Below are 17228 nucleotides of genomic sequence, written 5' to 3'. Positions count from 1 at the left end.
GTTACTGTAGATAATTGTATATTTGCCTCTCTTATTTGGCATAAAATGAATTTAAAAATAATTTCATATCTGTTTTTGTTTTTAGCAATAGGCTTTTTGTATTCCTGTAAATCGGCGAAACTGAGCGACGCGGAAGAAAAGCAGCGTATCGGTGAATATTTTGAAGCGGCGGCCATTTACCGGAAAGTATATACGAAGACTCCTCCTGCCAAGCGTGACCTGCGTGGATATATCGCTTTTAGGATGGCGGAGTGTAACCGCTTGATCAATAATACGCCGCGTGCGACCAGCGCCTATATGAATGCGCTCAGGTATAAATATCCGGACAGTATCGTGAATCTCCGTCTAGGGCAGATGTACCAGAAGAGCGGACGTTATGGGGAGGCAATCAAATATTACAACGATTACCTGCTGGCGGAACCGGGCAGTGTGTTGGCCTTTAATGGTGTGACGGGCTCGGAGGAAGCGGCGAAATGGAAACAGTCGCCAACCCGCTATATGGTGAAGCGGATGGATAAGTTTAACTCCCGCCGTTCCGAATTCAGCCCGATGCTGTATGGCGAAAAGTACGACCAGTTGTATTTTGCTTCCACCCGTACGCCTAAAGGGGCCGGGAAAGATAAGGAAGAGACCAACAGTGCGATCACCGGACAGCGGAATAATGATTTCTTCTTGGTCAAGCAGGATGAAAATGGAGCTTGGCAGGCTCCAGTCGAACTGGAAGATGAGGTAAATACGGAGTTCGATGAGGGAACGCCTTCTTTTTCTAAAGATGGGAATACGATGTATTACACCTATTGCGCACAAGACCCGGAAGGACCACGTACTTCGGAAATCTATATATCTTCCCGCAGTAGTGCCAAATGGGGAAAAGGAACCAGGGCGAATATCGTAAAAGATTCGGTGACGGCTCTCGGTCACCCCTCGATATCGCCGGACGGCAAGTATCTGTATTTTGTGTCGGATGCCGTAGGGGGGTATGGAGGCAAAGACCTGTTTCGGGCACGTGTCGTGGGGAGCGATTTCGGGCCGATGGAAAACCTGGGACCGGATATCAATACGCCGGGTGACGAGATGTTTCCTTACGTGCGGGATTCCGTAACGCTCTATTTTGCTTCCGACGGGCATCCGGGAATGGGAGGGTTGGATATTTTCAAAGCGACCTTGGACAGTACGGGTAAGTGGAACGTCGAGAATATGAAAGCTCCGATCAATTCGGCCGGCGATGATTTTGGAATTACGTTTGCCGGAAATAAGGAAAGCGGCTTTTTTAGTTCCAACCGCAATGATGCGCGTGGATATGATCATTTGTATTCTTTCGAATTACCGGTTATCACTATCTTTATCGAAGGTATCGTGTCCGATGTGGACGAGAACCCGATAGAAGATGCTACGGTTCGTATTGTCGGCAGGGACGGACTGAACGAAAAAGTGTTGGCAAAGAAAGACGGTAAGTACAGGGTTGAATTGGAACGTGATATCCGTTATGTGATGATGGCAAGTGCGCGTGGGTATTTGAATCAGAATTTTGAGTTGAAAACAGGGCCAGAGGAGAAGAACGAAACATATATCGTGGACTTTTTCCTTTCCCCGATCAGCAAACCTGTTGTGATCGAAAATATTTTCTATGATTTCGACAAGGCGACGTTGCGTCCGGAATCAAAGAAGGCGTTGGATGAAATGATCAAGATGTTGAACGACAATCCGAACGTGACAATCGAGTTAGGAGCGCATACCGACCGGAAAGGTTCGGAGCAGTATAACGAGCGGTTGGCGCAGCGGCGTGCACAGTCGGTCGTCGACTATCTGATTGCCGGGGGGATCGCCCAAGACCGGCTTGAGGCGAAAGGATATGGCGAAAGCGTTCCTAAAACAATCAATAAGAAGATGGCCAAGAATTATGATTTCTTGAATGAAGGAGATGTCCTGACCGAAGAATTTATTGATAAACTGACGCCTGAGCAGCAGGAGATTGCAGACCAGATAAACCGCCGGACGGAATTTAAAGTCTTGCGGACGAACTATAATTTGTTTTGATTTATCGATAAGATAAAAAAGATATAAGGTACCTCGAATTTTAACCTGTAGCCTGTAAGAGGTTATCCATAGAACACCGGTATTTTTTCTGAATGAGCCCACCGGTTTTCGGATAACCTCTTACTTTTATGAATAAGACCGTTAATTATTTGTTTCTCCAGTTTTTTAATTGCTAATAAATCATATCTTTGCAGGAATAAAAACAAGATACTATGAGGATAAAAATACTTTTCCTATTATCTTTTACATTAATCTTTAGCGCCTGCAACGGCCAGCAGACGAAGAAAACGGAAGCTGGAAACACGAAAGAACGTACTTTTCAAATGGTTTCTGTCCCCAGTGTCATTACGGAACCGGAAGAACGTGCCGCTTATTTGGTAAAACATTATTGGGATAAGTTCGATTTTACGGATACTGCTCTGATCCATCTCCCGGAGATTACGGAGCAGGCGACTTCCAATTATATCGATATGATGAAATATGTTCCGGCAAAAGTGGCCTCTTCTTCTATCAAGGAGATGATGAACAAAGCGTCGGTCGACAGTGTGATGTTTGTCTATTTTTCCGGTCTGTATGAAAAGTATCTCTATGATCCGAATTCTCCCATGAGGGATGAGTCTTTGTATATCTATGTGCTGGAAGCTGTATTGGAAGCTCCGGTTTTGGATGAGGTAAGTAAAATACGTCCGGCTCATTTGCTCGAATTGGCTCTTAAAAACAGGGTGGGAGAACCGGCAACGGATTTCACGTACACGCTGGCGGACGGCAAGAAAGGGACTTTGTACCACACGAAAGCCGATTATCTGCTCTTGTTTTTCTATAATCCGGATTGCCATGCCTGTAAGGAGATTACGGACCAGCTTACTGCTTCTCCGCTTGTGACGGAGTGGATCAGGAACAACAAGCTTAAAATCCTGGCTGTTTATCCGGATGAGGATCTGGAGGCCTGGAAAAACCATATTTCTTATATGCCTGCAAGCTGGATCAATTCTTATGACAGTGCGGTAAGTCTGAAAAATGATGAGATTTATGATCTGAAAGCAATACCGACTCTTTATCTGCTGGACAAGGATAAGAAAGTTGTATTGAAGGATGTGACATTCAATCAGGTCGAGAATTATTTAAAACAATAACAAACGATATGAAAGTAAGGACTATTTTATTATCAATGGCTTTAGTAGCCGGAGTCAGCCTGAATGCTTCGGCTCAGTTTAAGATCGGTGGTAAATCCATCAATACTAAAAAGTTGGTGAATGCCGCATCTGACGCGGCAAAAGCGGTGACTTTGTCGGACGAGGACGTGGCTGCTATGGCTCGCGAGTATATCCAGTGGATGGATACGCATAATGAGGTTGCCGGACCGGAAACGGAGATGGGGCAGCGTTTGGCAAATCTGACGAAAGATATCAAGGTCGAAGGTCTTGATTTGAATTTTAAGGTGTATAATGTGATCGACGTGAATGCGTTTGCTTGTGGAGATGGCAGTGTGCGTGTTTGTGGAGGCTTGATGAAGATTATGGATGATAATGAAGTGTTGGCTGTTATCGGTCATGAGATCGGCCATGTTTTACATACGGATTCGAAAGATGCCATGAAGCAGGCTTATCTGACTTCGGCCGCCAAGAATGCCGTCGGGGCTGCCAACAATACGGTAGCCAAGCTGACTGATTCGCAATTGGGAAGCTTGGCAGAAACGCTTGCCGGTGCACAGTATTCGCAAAAACAGGAGAATGCGGCGGACGATTATGGCTTTGAGTTCAGTATCGCGAACGGCATCGATCCTTATAGCATGTATAATTCGCTTAATAAACTCTTGGAACTAAGTGCGGAAGCTCCTAAATCATCCAAGTTCCGCCAGTTGTTTTCGAGCCATCCCGAAACACAAAAACGTGTCGAAAGGATGAAAGAAAAAGCGGATGAATACACAAAGAATCAGCAATGAACTGTTAATCACCTTTAAACGGGTGATTTGCAGGTTAAAATAATGCTAAAAACTTAAATATTCTGCCGTAAAACTATGCTGAATAACATAAAACCTGTATATTTGCACTGTGTTTTTCATGGTATTAGATTTAAGGTTAGCAATGAAGATTGGTTGTCGTGATGACAACCTTTTCTTTTTTTAGGCCCTTTGTACTTTTCTTTTCTTTCGAAAGTTTTTAAGATTCCGAAATAATATTACTTTTGTGTATTGACTAAAAAACTAAATAGTGTGGATACAAGAATAAAACTACGGGTGCAAGGTTTAACGAACAGCCAGATACAGTCAGGTGCTTATGCCTTGATTCTGGCAGAAGAGGATGGGGCTCGCCGCATACCTATTATTGTCGGGACGTCGGAAGCCCAGTCGATTGCGATCGCTTTGGAACGCATCACGCCTCCTCGCCCTTTGACGCATGATTTGTTTGCTACCTTTGCACAGGCATTCGGTGTTCGTTTGTGTGAGGTTTTCATCTATAAGTTTGAAGATGGTGTGTTTTATTCCGAACTGCTTTTTGAGGATGGTATAAAACAGATCCGCTTGGATTCACGTACTTCCGATGCTATCGCTATCGCTTTGCGTGTGAAATGCGATATCTATACGACACCTGAGATTGTCCGCGAATGTGGAGTCGTGCTTGAAGATGCCACAGAAGAGAAAGACAGGGATGATGATGATTCTATATTGGCTCTGGAACCGGAGGAAATACACGATGAAACAAAGCTGAAAAAATGGCTTTCTCTTTTGGATGCCGATGAATTGTCGGATCGTTTGGACGATGCGGTCGCCGATGAGAACTACGAGTATGCAAAGATGTACAAGGATGAAATCCGGCGTCGTGAAGAGGAGGGCAGGTCCAGATGATAGAACAACAACTTGGTTTTAGTCTTGAGTCTTTTTTACGTGGTATAGTAGGGATTGCTACGGTGTTGGGGGTTGCTTACCTGATGAGTTACGATCGGAAACGGGTCGATTGGAAATTGGTGGGGGGCGGATTGTTTATGCAGTTTGTCTTTGCTCTTGCCGTATTGTATGTCCCTGTAGTCGGAATTGCTCTGGAATGGGTGGGCAAGGCTTTTATTAAGTTGATGGATTTTACTCAGTCTGGGGTCACTTTTCTTTTAGGGCCGTTGGTAACTAAAAGTGAAGGGTTTATCTTTTTGTTGAACTCACTTCCGGTGGTGATTTTTTTCTCGGCCTTGGTTTCCTTATTTTATTATTGGGGGATTATCCAGCGCGTAGTAGGAGGTTTTTCTTGGCTGCTACGGCGTTTCATGAATATTTCCGGAGCCGAAGGATTGGTCACATCCGGCAATGTGTTTTTGGGAATGACGGAGTCACCTGTTTTGATCAAGAATTATCTACCGGCGATGAACCGGTCGGAAATATTTCTGGTTATGGTTTCCGGGATGGGGACGATAGCCGGAACGGTGATGGGAACTTATATCGGTATGTTGGCGGGAGGTGATCCTGTGTCGAGGGTTTTGTTTGCGAAACATTTGCTTTCGGCCTCGCTGATGGCTGCTCCGGGTTCTATTGTTCTGGCTAAAATTCTTTGTCCGCAAACAGAAAAGGTCGACGACCGCTTGGTGAAGATGGAGAAGGTCGGACAGCATTCCACTGTATTGGATGCGTTGGCTGCCGGTACGTCGACGGGGGTACGTCTGATGGTGAATATCGCAGCGATGTTGCTTGTATTCATAGCAATGGTCGCACTTGCCAATTATATTTTGGAGGGTGTGATCGGACGCTATACCGGACTGAATGACTGGATCGTATCCATTACAGGCGGGAAGGCTCAAGGACTGACATTCCAGTTTATATTGGGAGTGATCCTATCTCCTTTTATGTGGCTGATCGGAGTTCCTTATCAGGATGTGATGCTGGTCGGTTCTTTGTTGGGACAAAAAACCATTTTAAACGAGTTTGTCGCTTATTTCCAGTTACAGGAATGGAAAGATGCCGGTTTGTTTCTGTATCAGAAATCTATTTTAATGTCTACCTATATCTTATGTGGTTTTGCAAATATCTCGTCTATCGGTATTTTGCTGGGAGGGATGGGCGTGTTGGCTCCCGAAAAGAGGGAACTGATCACCCGTTTTGGCTTTCCGGCTATGATTGCCGGTGCGTTGGTATCGGTACTTTCGGCTACGATAATAGGAATGATGTTAATTGTCAATTGACAATGGGGAAATCTTTTAATTTTTAACTTTCAACTTTTAATTTATTCAAGTGCAGATATTTTATACGCCGGAGATAGCTGTGAACCCAGAGCTTCCGGAAGAAGAGGCCGGGCATTGTATTCGTGTACTCAGGCTGACTGAAGGTGACGAGATTTTGTTGACGGATGGTAAAGGTTCTTTTTTTAAAGCGGCAATCAGCCGTGCCCATCCTAAGCATTGCGAAGTGAATATTCTGGAACAGTGGGAACAGCCTGCTTTATGGAACTTCAATCTTCATATAGCAGTGGCTCCGACCAAGAATATGGACCGTATGGAGTGGTTTGCGGAGAAAGCGACCGAGATCGGTATCAATGCCATTACTTGTTTGAACTGTCGTTTTTCCGAACGGAAGGAAATTAAGCCTGCCCGCTTGGAAAAGATTTTGGTCAGTGCAATGAAGCAATCACAGAAAGCGACTTTGCCGGAACTAAACGGAATGACCGATTTCCGCACGTTCGTTAGTCTGCCTTTTGCCGGTCGTAAGTTTATTGCCCATTGCGAGGAAGGGGTAAAACCTCTTTTGAAACAAACGTATCATCCGGGAGAAAACGCACTTGTCTTGATCGGTCCGGAAGGCGATTTCAGTCCCGAAGAAATAGCGCTTGCCTTAAAATGTGGATTTGAACCCATTTCATTAGGCGAAAGTCGTTTGCGTACGGAAACGGCAGCATTGGTCGCTTGCCATACGATACATGTGTTGAATCAGTAATAATAAACAATGACCGAAAAAGAAAAATGCCGTCTCGGCCTGTTGTACGATGCTAATTATGATCCTGAAATATTGGCGGATCGTGAGCGTGCAAAAGAGCTGCTTTATGATTATAATCATTTACGTCCTTCCGAGCAGATCGGGCGGACGGAACTTCTGAAAAAGCTTTTGGGAAAGACTGGGGAGAACCTGATCGTCGAGCCTCCTTTTACTTGTGACTACGGGTATAACATAGAAGTAGGAGAGAACTTTTATGCGAATGTCAATCTGGTTATATTGGACGGAGCAAAGGTTCGTATAGGAGATAATGCTTTTATCGCCCCCAATGTCGGCATTTATACGGCAGGACATCCATTGGACGCATCCGATCGCAACAAGGGCTTGGAGTATGCTTACCCGATCACGATCGGAAATAATGTCTGGATCGGTGCCGGAGCGATCATCCTTCCTGGTGTTACGATAGGTAATAACGTGGTGATCGGAGCCGGTAGCGTAGTAACAAAAAATATACCCGCCTATTCACTTGCTGTCGGAAACCCTTGCCAGGTGATCAAGCGAATAGACGGATAATACTTTTTGTAATGTTTCCTTTTTATCTTATTCCCACTCGATTGTCGCATTGGGCTTCGGAGACATATCGTAGCAAACGCGGTTGACGTTTTTGACTTCTTTCAGGATACGGTCCGTGATCTTCATCAAAATAGGCCAATCGACGGGCTCGATAGTAGCCGTCATGGCATCTACCGTATTGACGGCACGTATGATAACAGGCCAGTCGAAAGAACGGGCATTGTCGCGTACACCTACGGATTTGAAATCAGGCACAACGGTGAAATATTGCCAAACTTTCTTGTCCAATCCGGCTTTCTGGAATTCTTCACGCAGGATGGCATCCGCTTCGCGAACCGCTTCCAGTCTGTCACGTGTGATAGCACCTAAGCAACGTACTCCTAAACCAGGGCCAGGGAACGGCTGGCGGAAGACCATTTCGTAGGGTAAACCCAATTCGAGACCGCAAGCGCGAACTTCGTCCTTGAACAATTGGCGCAATGGTTCGACCAATTCGAATTTCAAATCTTCGGGCAGACCGCCTACGTTGTGGTGTGATTTTACCATCTTGGCTGTCTTTGTACCGCTTTCCACAATATCGGGATAGATAGTGCCTTGCGCTAAGAAGTCGATGCCGTCCAGTTTGCGAGCCTCTTCTTCAAAGACCCGGATAAATTCGCCACCAATGATTTTTCGTTTTTCTTCCGGATCGGCAACACCAGCCAACTTATCTAAGAAACGGTCCGTAACGTCTTTATAAATCAGGTTTGCATTCAACTGGTTTTTGAAAACTTCAACAACATCTTCCGATTCACCTTTGCGCATCAAACCATGATTGACGTGTACGCAAACTAACTTGTCGCCGATAGCTTTCAGAAGCAATGCGGCAACAACGGAACTGTCGACTCCGCCAGAAAGAGCCAACAATACTTTTCTGTCGCCAACCTGGCGTCTTACCAGTTCGATCTGGTCATTGACGAAATTTGTCATGTTCCAGTTCGCTTCGGCTTTACAAGTATCGAATACAAATGGCTTTACCGCTTCTTTGATCGCTTCCATATCATCGGCAAATTCGCCTAATTTAACTTCGCAGAGAGCCTTGTCGTGACCGGCGGCCATAACAGGGATTCCAACCGAATAGATTGCCGGATTCACATCGATGGCGACACCGTCGATCACATTGTTAGGACCACCGTTGATGATGATACCTTTTACATTCGGAAGTGCTTTGAGTTCTTCAACCGTAATGTCGTGCGGATAGATTTCGCTATAGACACCCAATGCGCGGATTGCCCGTGCCAGCACAGTATTTTCATGACTGCCCAAATCCAGAATAACAATCATATCTTGTTTCATACGACTTTTATTTTTTATTGATTTTACAATTTTGTTATACTTTGAATGCAGATATTAGGACGATTATTCCCACTCGATCGTTGCAGGCGGTTTCGAACTGATGTCGTAGACAACGCGGTTTACGCCTTTGACCTTGTTGATGATTTCGTTGGAAACTTTCGCAAGAAATTCGTATGGGAGTTGTGCCCAGTCGGCCGTCATGGCATCCGTCGAGGTTACGGCACGCAAGGCAATTGTATTTTCATAGGTCCGTTCGTCACCCATGACACCTACAGACTGGATCGGAAGGAGGATTACTCCGGCCTGCCAGATCTTGTCGTACAAGCCCCATTCGCGCATCAGTGACATATAGATATCGTCAGCCTCTTGCAAGATTCGTACTTTTTCAGGGGTGATATCACCTAAGATACGAATACCTAAACCGGGACCGGGGAACGGATGACGTTTGATCAGATGTGGTTGCATACCTAACTCCATACCGACACGACGTACTTCGTCTTTGAACAGAAGGCGTAGCGGTTCGACCAGTTTCAGGTTCATTTTGGCAGGCAGACCGCCTACATTATGATGGCTCTTGATAACGGTCCCGGTAATGGATAGCGACTCGATTACGTCCGGATAAATAGTACCCTGGCCTAACCATTTTATATCTTTCAACTTGTGGGCCTCTTCGTCAAACACATCGATAAAACCTTTGCCGATGATCTTACGTTTCTTTTCAGGTTCGCTGACACCTGCCAGTTCCTTATAGAATTTCTCTTTGGCGTCGACTCCGATCACGTTCAGTCCCAGGTGTTCGTAATCTTTCAACACGTTTTCAAATTCATTCTTACGCAACAAGCCGTGATCGACGAAAATGCAAGTCAGGTTCTTGCCGATAGCCTTGTGTAGTAAAACGGCTGTAACCGAAGAATCCACACCGCCGGAAAGCGCTAAGATTACTTTGTCGTCTCCTAACTGTTCTTTCAGTTCGGCGACAGTCGATTCGATAAAGGATGCCGGCGTCCAGTCTTTAGCACATCCGCAAATATTCAGGAAGTTGTCTAATAGTTTAGTACCATCGGTCGAGTGGAACACTTCCGGGTGGAATTGTACGCCCCAAGTTTGTTCGCCTTCCACGTGATAGGCCGCTGCTTTTACATCGTCCGTACTGGCGATTACTTTGAAGTTTTCGGGGAGGACCGTGATGGTGTCTCCGTGGGACATCCAGATTTGCGAACCTACATTGATACCTTTCAGTAATTCGTCCGTACCCGCGATATACGACAGGTTGGCACGTCCGTATTCGCGGGAGTTGGCCGGTTCGACATTTCCGCCGGATGTATAAGCCAGGAATTGGGCTCCGTAACAGATTCCCAATACGGGATATTTACCGCGTATTTCACTTAAGTCAGCTTTGAACGCATTGGCGTCATATACGGAATAGGGACTTCCGGAAAGGATAACACCTTTTACATCTGTAGCATCATGGGGGAATTTGTTGTAGGGGACAATCTCGCAATACATATTCAACTCGCGGACTCTACGCCCGATTAATTGAGTTGTTTGCGAGCCGAAATCAAGAATAATAAGTTTCTCGTGCATGCAAATTATTATTTAATTGATGCGGCAAAGGTAGGGAAAATATTCGGAACTTAAATCATTTTTACTACCTTTGCGTGTTCATTTTTAATCGTAACCGTATGGATGCTGAAAAGAAAGAAACAAAAGAAATAAATAAGATGTCGCTGCTGATCATGGCAGTAGTTGTATTATTGTTGGTTATTGTCGGTGCTGTCTACTATATATTTAATCAAAAACAGCAGATGGAGGAGCTGGAACAAGCTTATGTTCTGGATAAAGAATCATTAGAAGATGAATTTAATGAATTGTCTCTCCAATATGAAGGATATAAATTTAATATAGGTAACGACTCGTTGCTGAACCTATTGTCTACCGAGCAAGCCAAGGTACAACGCTTACAGGAAGAACTTCGTACCGTAAAGGCGACAAATACGAAAGAGATTGCCCGTCTGAAGAAGGAATTGCAGACATTGCGTAAGATCATGCGTAACTATGTAGTCCAGATCGACTCCCTGAACCGCGCCAACGAACAGTTGAAAGAGGAGAAGAACGAAGCGGTAAAGAAATACAAACAGGCTTCCTCTACAGCGACCACTTTGAAGAAGGAAAAAGAGAAACTGACGGAACGTGTCACTCTGGCAAGCCGGCTGGATGCGACGGGCATCAATGTAACCCCTGTCAATGGCCGTGGAAAGAAGGCTAAGGTGATCAAGAAAATGGAACAATTTGTCGTGGACTTCCGGATCGGCAAAAACATTACAGCTCCGGTCGGAGAGAAGACGATTTATGTGCGCATCATGAAGCCGGACGACGATATCCTGTTGAAGAGCCGTGCCGATGTTTTTACCTTCGAAGGAAAAGAAATCAATTACTCTATGAAGAAGCTGGTAGAATATGACGGTGAGGAATTGCCGGTTACGATGTACTGGAATATCGAAGAGTTCCTTTCTCCAGGCACATATCGGGTCGATATATTTGCTGATGGTAACCTGATCGGCCGTAAAAGTTTCACACTCGAAAAATAGCAATGGAAACGGATGTCCATTTCGCGCGACTACTTGCCGACCTTCCGGAAGCTCTCGCTCGTGATGAAGCTTTTCTCGGCGAACTGGAAAAAAACGCAAAGGTAATCTCTGTGAAAAAAGGGGATTATCTGTTGCGTACAGGCGAGTTGTGTCAGGACGCTTATTTCATCAATAAAGGCCTTTTCATCAATCTATATGTAAACGAGAACGGCACTGAATGTGTCACCGGTTTTGCGGCCGATAATATGTTCCCGTTCCTTTCCGCCATCGGTTATTTTACCAAGCAGCCTTCCGAATTCGAGATCAAGGCACTTGAAGCCGGCGAGTTGCTCTGTTTCTCCCGCGACCATATTGAGGGCCTTTCGTTCCGTTACCCCTTGTTCGCTTCCTATTATCAAAATATCATGCTGACGATCATCTATAAATTGGATGTCTTGTTGGCCGTCCGCCTCTCCTCTACGGCGGAAGAGTTCATTCAGTTCCTCTACACGAACTATGCTTGGATGATCAATCGAGTTCCTGATAAGTACATCGCCCATTATATGGGAATCAGCAATGCTTGGTATTGCAAGTTGAAGCGGAAAGTTCTTTCATTCACTTAAAATAGGCAATGAAAAAGTAGTTTCCACCGCATGAAAATAAATTTTCTATAACGGGAAAATAAATTTTCATGCGGTGGAAAATTTATTTTCACTGTTTGGAGAAAGGTGAAATTATATCTCCTCGGATATATAAGAAAGCAATTATTGAATTAGTTCAATTGTATATTTAAAGCGAACCAGTACTTTTGCACTATTTAGGAAAGAATCCGAATAAAACAAGATAAAGATGAAGAGATTTGTCGTATTAGTCGCATTACTGGTTTCGTCGGGCTATGCAAGTGCCGGGCGTACATTGACGCTGGAGGAATGTCGTGAATTGGCTATTCAGAACAACAAAGAGTTGAAGATCTCGGGGGAAAAGATTAAAATGGCCGGCTATGAGAAAAACGCCGCTTTCACCAAATATTTTCCTCAACTTTCGGCGACTGGCGCGTATATGTGGAACCAAAAAGATATCAATCTGCTGGATATGGGAGCACTCGGCGCTTCTATCGGAGGGGCTCTCGGACCGATCGCCCAATTGCCGGTGTTTGGAAAGTTGATGGAAGGGGTGGACGACTTGCAACACCTCGACATTCAGAATATCTGGGTGGGAAGCGTTTCACTTGTGCAACCTGTGTTTATGGGGGGCAAGATTATCAATTACAATCAGATTACCAAGTACGCCAAACAATTGGCCGAGTCGATGAATGACCAGCAATTGCAGGAGGTCATCTATAAAACCGATGAAACCTATTGGCAGGTGATTTCTTTGGTAAATAAGAAGAAGTTGGCCGATGCCTATGTCGATTTACTTCGCAAGACCGATCATGATATAACGGCGATGATCAACGAGGGAGTAGCGACCGAAGCTGACGGGCTCTCTGTCAAAGTCAAACTGAACGAGGCCGAGATGGCGCAGACGAAAGTAGATAATGGTCTGGCCCTTTCCCGTATGTTATTAGCACAGATATGTGGGTTGCCATTGGAGGAACCACTTGTTTTGGTTGATGAAGATATTGAGGATTTCCCGACGGAACCCTCCATTACGGCTGCCGATGTAAACGAAGCCTTTATGAATCGTAACGAGTTGAAAAGCCTTGACTTGGCGACTAAGATTTATAAGCGGAAGGAACGGATCGTTTTGTCGGATATGTTGCCGAATGTGGCATTTATGGCGAATTATTTAGTCACGAACCCTAATTCCATGAATGGCTTCAAAAATGAATTTGCCGGGATGTTCAATGTCGGTGTAATGGTGAAAGTTCCGCTTTCCGGCTGGTGGGAGGGAAGTTATAAGCGCAATTCGGCTCGTGCCGAGACACGCATCAAGTCGTTGGAGTTGCAGGATGCCCGCGAGAAGGTGGAATTGCAGGTCAACCAATCCGTCTACAAGGTCAATGAAGCGAACAAGAAACTGATCGCCTCCACCCGTAATATGGAGAATGCGGAAGAGAATCTTCGTCATGCCAACCTCGGATTTGAGGAAGGCGTCATCCCAGCTCTTAACTTGATGCAGGCGCAGACAGCTTGGGTATCGGCTCGTTCCAGCCTGATAGATGCGCAGATAGAGGTGAAATTGACGGAAGTCTACTTGACAAAAGCAATGGGAAAATTAAAAGTTGAGAATTAAAAATTAAAAAATAAATCATAATACATACTCTTATGAACGAGGATAAGAAGTTTTCGATCAATAATATGCTATTGGCATTTATCACATTTTTAGGTGTGGTAGGATTAGTCGCATTAACCGGTTTCTTTTTACTGACACCGCCGGATGATATCATTATGGGGCAGGCGGAAGCTACGCAAGTTCGTATTTCGGGTAAAGTGCCCGGACGGATCGAAGCGTATCGTTTCGGTGAAGGCGATAAGGTGAAAGCGGGTGACACGCTTGTCTTTTTGGATACGCCCGAAGTCCTTGCCAAGCTCCAGCAAGCGGAGGCTGTGCGGCGTGCTGCCGAAGCCCAGAATGCAAAGGCTATCAAGGGAGCTCGCGCACAAGAGATAGCGGGTGCGTATGAAATGTGGCAAAAGGCGAAGGCTGGACTGGATATTGCCCAGAAGTCATATACACGCGTACAAAACTTGTTCGATAAAGGGGTAATGTCCGCCCAGAAACGTGATGAGGCGGAAGCCAATTACAAGGCAATGGTCGCTACCGAAAAAGCCGCCAAATCCCAGTATGATATGGCTGTTGACGGTGCCCGTACGGAGGATAAGGCCGCCGCCGCCGCCCTTGTGCAACAGGCCGGCGGAGCGGTTGCCGAAGTGGAATCCTACTTGAAGGAAGCGGCACTTGTCTCACCGATCGACGGAGAAGTGTCCGAACGTTTCCCGGAAGTGGGCGAGTTGGTCGGTACGGGTGCTCCGATTATGAATATCACCGATCTCAACGATATGTGGGTGACTTTCAGTATTCGTGAAGACCATCTGAAAGACATCAAGATTGGTTCCGAATTAGACGCTTTTATCCCGGCGTTGGATAACCGACCGGTTAAATTGAAAGTCTATTATATGAAAGATATGGGCACATACGCTGCCTGGAAAGCGACGAAAACGAACGGACAGTTCGACTCCAAGACATTCGAGGTGCGTGCCCGCCCGGTGGAGAAGGTGGCTGATTTACGTCCCGGAATGTCAGTCATTAAAAAATTGACAATTAAAGAACAAGATTAAATGAATGATGAAAAATTAAATAGTTCCCCAAAATTGTCAATTGTCGATTGTCAATTGTCAATTGCAAAGCGTGAGATATTCAGGATTTGTAAAGACCCGATCTACTTCTTTTGTATGTTAGTGGCTCCGACTATCTGTGTCGTTTTTTTCCTTTCGTTGATGAAGGAGGGCTTGCCGACCGATATGCCTGTTGCGGTTGTAGATCTGGACGGTTCTTCCAACTCCCGTAACTTAGTCCGGCAGTTGGATGCTTTCGAGCAGACGAAGGTGGTGCTGACGACTGTTTCGTTCGAGGAGGCTCGCCAAGCGATGCAGGAAGGGAAAGTGTATGGCATCTTTTATATCCCGAAGGATTTCGGTGTAGATGCGACGGCAGGCTGGCAGCCCAAGCTGTCGTTTTATACGAATGGGACTTATCTTATTGCCGCATCCCTACTGTTCCGGGATATGAAAACCATGTCCGTCTTAGCTGGTGCTTCGGTCGGGCTTCAGACGGGACTGGCGCATGGCTATACCGAAGACCAGATTATGGCGCAGCTCCAGCCGATCGTGATCGACACGCACGCGATCGGGAATCCTTGGCTTAACTATTCGGTCTATCTGAATAACACGCTTTTGCCTGGTGTTTTGCAGTTGATGATTTTCTTGGTGACGGTGTTGAGCATCGGTTCCGAGATCAAATACTCGACGGCTCGCGAATGGTTGTCGATGGGTGGAAACTCTCTTACGGTGAGCCTTATAGGAAAGATATTGCCTCATACGGTGATTTTTACGATCGTGGCATTCTTGTATGCGGCTGCCTTGTATGGGTTCAATTCGTTCCCGTTGAATAGTGGCTGGCTACCCATGTTGTCGGCTCTGTTTCTGTTGGTGATTGCTTCACAAGCGGTCGGGATCTTCATGATCGGGGTGCTGCCGACTTTCCGTTTAGGGCTGAGCTTCGCTTGCTTGTTCGGGATGATCGCTTTTTCTATCGTCGGATTCTCTTTCCCGGTGTTCGGGATGGACCCTACTTTACAGGCGCTTTCCGACCTGTTCCCTCTCCGGCATTATTTTCTGATCTATGTCGACCAGGCATTGAATGGAAGGTCTTTCTTCTATAGCTGGACCGAATATGCCTGGCTAACGGGCTTTCTCGTTTTGCCTTTTTTGATCGGAAAGAACCTGAAGAAAGCGTTGCTGTACTTTAAATATATTCCGTAAAAACAGAAAGTAATGAAAAAAGAACATCGTTTACGATATATAATAAAGGAAGGGATCTTGGATACCTTTTACATCTGGAAGGACGAGTTGAAAAATGTCTTCAAAGACGAAGGCGTGCTGATTTTCTTTTTTCTGGTGCCTTTTGCTTATCCGTTGCTCTATTCCTTCATTTATAATAATGAAGTGGTGCACGAGGCGAAGATGGTGGTTGTGGATCAGTCTGATTCTTATCTGAGTCGCGAGTTTACCCGTCGTGTGAATGCTACGCCTGATGTCGAGGTGGTCGCTGTTCGGGCGGATATGGAGGAGGCGAAGCGGATGTTGGACCGGAAGGAAGCCTACGGAATCCTCTATTTCCCGGCCGAGTTCAGTAAGGATTTGCATACGGGAAAGCAGACGACCGTTCCCCTGTATTGCGATATGAGTAGCCTTTTGTTTTATAAGGCGTTCCTGCTGGCGGCGACGGAAGTGTCGCTCGACTTGGGGAAAGAAATACGGATGCATAGTGTCCCGGGTACATCGGCAAAACAGGAGGAGATAACGGTTAACCCGATCCCCTATGAGTCTGTGACCCTTTTTAATACGCAAAATGGCTTTGCCAGTTTTTTGGTTCCGGCTATCCTGATTTTGGTCATTCAGCAAACATTGGTTTTAGGGATCGGGATGTTGGGGGGGACGGCACGCGAGAAGAATCGTTTTCATAGCCTTGTCCCGGTCAGCCGGCATTTTAGCGGAACCTTGCGTGTCGTGCTTGGCAAGTCTCTGACCTATATCCTGATTTATGTGGTTGTCTGCATCTGGGTATTGGCTGTTGTGCCGAAACTCTTCTCCCTGCCTCAGGTGGGCGATCCGGTTACGATCTTGCTGTTCATTTTGCCGTACCTGTTTGCCTCGATCTTCTTTGCTATGACGTTGTCCGGTTTTATGACGACCCGCGAGGCGCCTATGTTGGTGTTTGTCTTTACATCTGTGATCCTGATATTCATCTCCGGCGTTTCTTGGCCGAAAGAAGCGATTCCTCCGTTTTGGCAGGCTGTAGGATATCTGTTTCCCTCGACACCGGGTATCCAAGGATTTATCCGTATCAATACTTGCGGGGCGACATTGAATGAGGTGGTACATGAATATCATACGTTATGGATTCAGGCTGGTATTTACTTCGTACTGGCCCTCATAATTTACCGTTTCCAAATTATCCGTTCTCGTGCTTGACATGGGATAAGAAAGTTTTATGACTCCGTTTTGATGATTTTAACGTTATTATGTTAGAATCCACCGAATATAGTTTTACTTTTGTAGAAATTCTCAAAGCAAACTTAATTT

The 17228-nt window shown here is 45.6% G+C and carries 15 protein-coding genes; 13 read left to right on the top strand and 2 right to left on the bottom strand.

Features of this window, described 5'->3' with window-relative positions:
• Positions 1–45: 45 nt before the first annotated feature.
• The 7 genes from porE (at position 46) to NQ564_RS08980 (ending at position 7519) form a co-directional block, all read left to right on the top strand.
• Positions 46–2037, top strand: a complete 1992-nt coding sequence (porE, locus tag NQ564_RS09010; protein ID WP_008150349.1) for a PorE family type IX secretion system protein — start codon at positions 46–48, stop codon at positions 2035–2037.
• 212 nt (positions 2038–2249) lie between these two features.
• Positions 2250–3170 carry a DUF5106 domain-containing protein gene (locus tag NQ564_RS09005; protein ID WP_008150347.1) on the top strand — a complete coding sequence of 307 codons (921 nt, stop codon included), beginning with the start codon at positions 2250–2252 and terminating at the stop codon, positions 3168–3170.
• Positions 3171–3178: 8 nt separating this feature from the next.
• Positions 3179–3979 (top strand): M48 family metallopeptidase, encoded by an 801-nt coding sequence (locus NQ564_RS09000; protein ID WP_021863213.1) that lies wholly within the window; start codon positions 3179–3181, stop codon positions 3977–3979.
• Between the two features lie 270 nt (positions 3980–4249).
• Complete coding sequence (locus tag NQ564_RS08995; protein ID WP_008155449.1) at positions 4250–4882, top strand: bifunctional nuclease family protein; 633 nt, start codon at positions 4250–4252, stop codon at positions 4880–4882.
• Positions 4879–6201 (top strand): NupC/NupG family nucleoside CNT transporter, encoded by a 1323-nt coding sequence (locus NQ564_RS08990; protein WP_008150341.1) that lies wholly within the window; start codon positions 4879–4881, stop codon positions 6199–6201. Before NQ564_RS08995 ends, NQ564_RS08990 begins: the two co-directional genes overlap by 4 nt.
• Before the next feature lie 49 nt (positions 6202–6250).
• Positions 6251–6949 carry a 16S rRNA (uracil(1498)-N(3))-methyltransferase gene (locus tag NQ564_RS08985; protein ID WP_005642156.1) on the top strand — a complete coding sequence of 233 codons (699 nt, stop codon included), beginning with the start codon at positions 6251–6253 and terminating at the stop codon, positions 6947–6949.
• Positions 6950–6958: 9 nt separating this feature from the next.
• Positions 6959–7519, top strand: coding sequence for a sugar O-acetyltransferase (locus tag NQ564_RS08980; RefSeq protein WP_008150337.1), 561 nt, complete (start codon positions 6959–6961; stop codon positions 7517–7519).
• Between the two features lie 27 nt (positions 7520–7546).
• On the opposite strand, the gene guaA (NQ564_RS08975) is transcribed toward NQ564_RS08980, so the two are convergent.
• On the bottom strand, positions 7547–8854 hold the full coding sequence (guaA, locus tag NQ564_RS08975; RefSeq protein WP_008150335.1) for a glutamine-hydrolyzing GMP synthase: 1308 nt from the start codon (positions 8852–8854) through the stop codon (positions 7547–7549).
• A gap of 63 nt (positions 8855–8917) precedes the next feature.
• Positions 8918–10438 (bottom strand): glutamine-hydrolyzing GMP synthase, encoded by a 1521-nt coding sequence (gene guaA / locus NQ564_RS08970; protein ID WP_008150333.1) that lies wholly within the window; start codon positions 10436–10438, stop codon positions 8918–8920.
• Between the two features lie 98 nt (positions 10439–10536).
• Here guaA (NQ564_RS08970) and NQ564_RS08965 point away from each other — a divergent pair, with 98 nt between their 5' ends.
• The 6 genes from NQ564_RS08965 to NQ564_RS08940 all read left to right on the top strand — a co-directional run bounded on the left by NQ564_RS08965 (position 10537) and on the right by NQ564_RS08940 (position 17117).
• Positions 10537–11442, top strand: coding sequence for a hypothetical protein (locus NQ564_RS08965; protein ID WP_008150332.1), 906 nt, complete (start codon positions 10537–10539; stop codon positions 11440–11442).
• A 2-nt stretch (positions 11443–11444) separates the two neighbouring features.
• Positions 11445–12044: a Crp/Fnr family transcriptional regulator gene (locus tag NQ564_RS08960; protein ID WP_008150330.1), complete on the top strand. Its 600-nt coding sequence runs from the start codon at positions 11445–11447 to the stop codon at positions 12042–12044.
• 226 nt (positions 12045–12270) lie between these two features.
• Positions 12271–13656 carry a TolC family protein gene (locus NQ564_RS08955; protein WP_008155455.1) on the top strand — a complete coding sequence of 462 codons (1386 nt, stop codon included), beginning with the start codon at positions 12271–12273 and terminating at the stop codon, positions 13654–13656.
• Positions 13657–13688: 32 nt separating this feature from the next.
• Positions 13689–14702, top strand: a complete 1014-nt coding sequence (locus tag NQ564_RS08950) for an HlyD family secretion protein (protein ID WP_008150326.1) — start codon at positions 13689–13691, stop codon at positions 14700–14702.
• A complete protein-coding gene (locus NQ564_RS08945) occupies positions 14703–15905 on the top strand; it encodes an ABC transporter permease (RefSeq protein WP_008150324.1) in 1203 nt (400 codons plus the stop codon).
• 12 nt (positions 15906–15917) lie between these two features.
• Positions 15918–17117: an ABC transporter permease gene (locus tag NQ564_RS08940; protein WP_008150322.1), complete on the top strand. Its 1200-nt coding sequence runs from the start codon at positions 15918–15920 to the stop codon at positions 17115–17117.
• The last annotated feature ends 111 nt before the right edge of the window (positions 17118–17228 follow it).

This window comes from Parabacteroides johnsonii DSM 18315 (assembly GCF_025151045.1).
GTDB lineage: Bacteria > Bacteroidota > Bacteroidia > Bacteroidales > Tannerellaceae > Parabacteroides > Parabacteroides johnsonii.
The sequence above is the reverse complement of the archived record's forward strand: the minus strand, read 5'-3'. Positions and strand labels throughout refer to the sequence as shown.

Bases quoted from the DNA above. Each gene is read 5' to 3' on its own strand.
- porE (WP_008150349.1), top strand. From the start codon at position 46: ATGAATTTAAAAATAATTTCATATCTGTTTTTGTTTTTAGCAATAGGC.
- NQ564_RS09005 (WP_008150347.1), top strand. From the start codon at position 2,250: ATGAGGATAAAAATACTTTTCCTATTATCTTTTACATTAATCTTTAGC.
- NQ564_RS09000 (WP_021863213.1), top strand. From the start codon at position 3,179: ATGAAAGTAAGGACTATTTTATTATCAATGGCTTTAGTAGCCGGAGTC.
- NQ564_RS08990 (WP_008150341.1), top strand. From the start codon at position 4,879: ATGATAGAACAACAACTTGGTTTTAGTCTTGAGTCTTTTTTACGTGGT.
- NQ564_RS08980 (WP_008150337.1), top strand. From the start codon at position 6,959: ATGACCGAAAAAGAAAAATGCCGTCTCGGCCTGTTGTACGATGCTAAT.
- guaA (WP_008150335.1), bottom strand. From the start codon at position 8,854: ATGAAACAAGATATGATTGTTATTCTGGATTTGGGCAGTCATGAAAAT.
- guaA (WP_008150333.1), bottom strand. From the start codon at position 10,438: ATGCACGAGAAACTTATTATTCTTGATTTCGGCTCGCAAACAACTCAA.
- NQ564_RS08965 (WP_008150332.1), top strand. From the start codon at position 10,537: ATGGATGCTGAAAAGAAAGAAACAAAAGAAATAAATAAGATGTCGCTG.
- NQ564_RS08960 (WP_008150330.1), top strand. From the start codon at position 11,445: ATGGAAACGGATGTCCATTTCGCGCGACTACTTGCCGACCTTCCGGAA.
- NQ564_RS08955 (WP_008155455.1), top strand. From the start codon at position 12,271: ATGAAGAGATTTGTCGTATTAGTCGCATTACTGGTTTCGTCGGGCTAT.
- NQ564_RS08950 (WP_008150326.1), top strand. From the start codon at position 13,689: ATGAACGAGGATAAGAAGTTTTCGATCAATAATATGCTATTGGCATTT.
- NQ564_RS08945 (WP_008150324.1), top strand. From the start codon at position 14,703: ATGAATGATGAAAAATTAAATAGTTCCCCAAAATTGTCAATTGTCGAT.
- NQ564_RS08940 (WP_008150322.1), top strand. From the start codon at position 15,918: ATGAAAAAAGAACATCGTTTACGATATATAATAAAGGAAGGGATCTTG.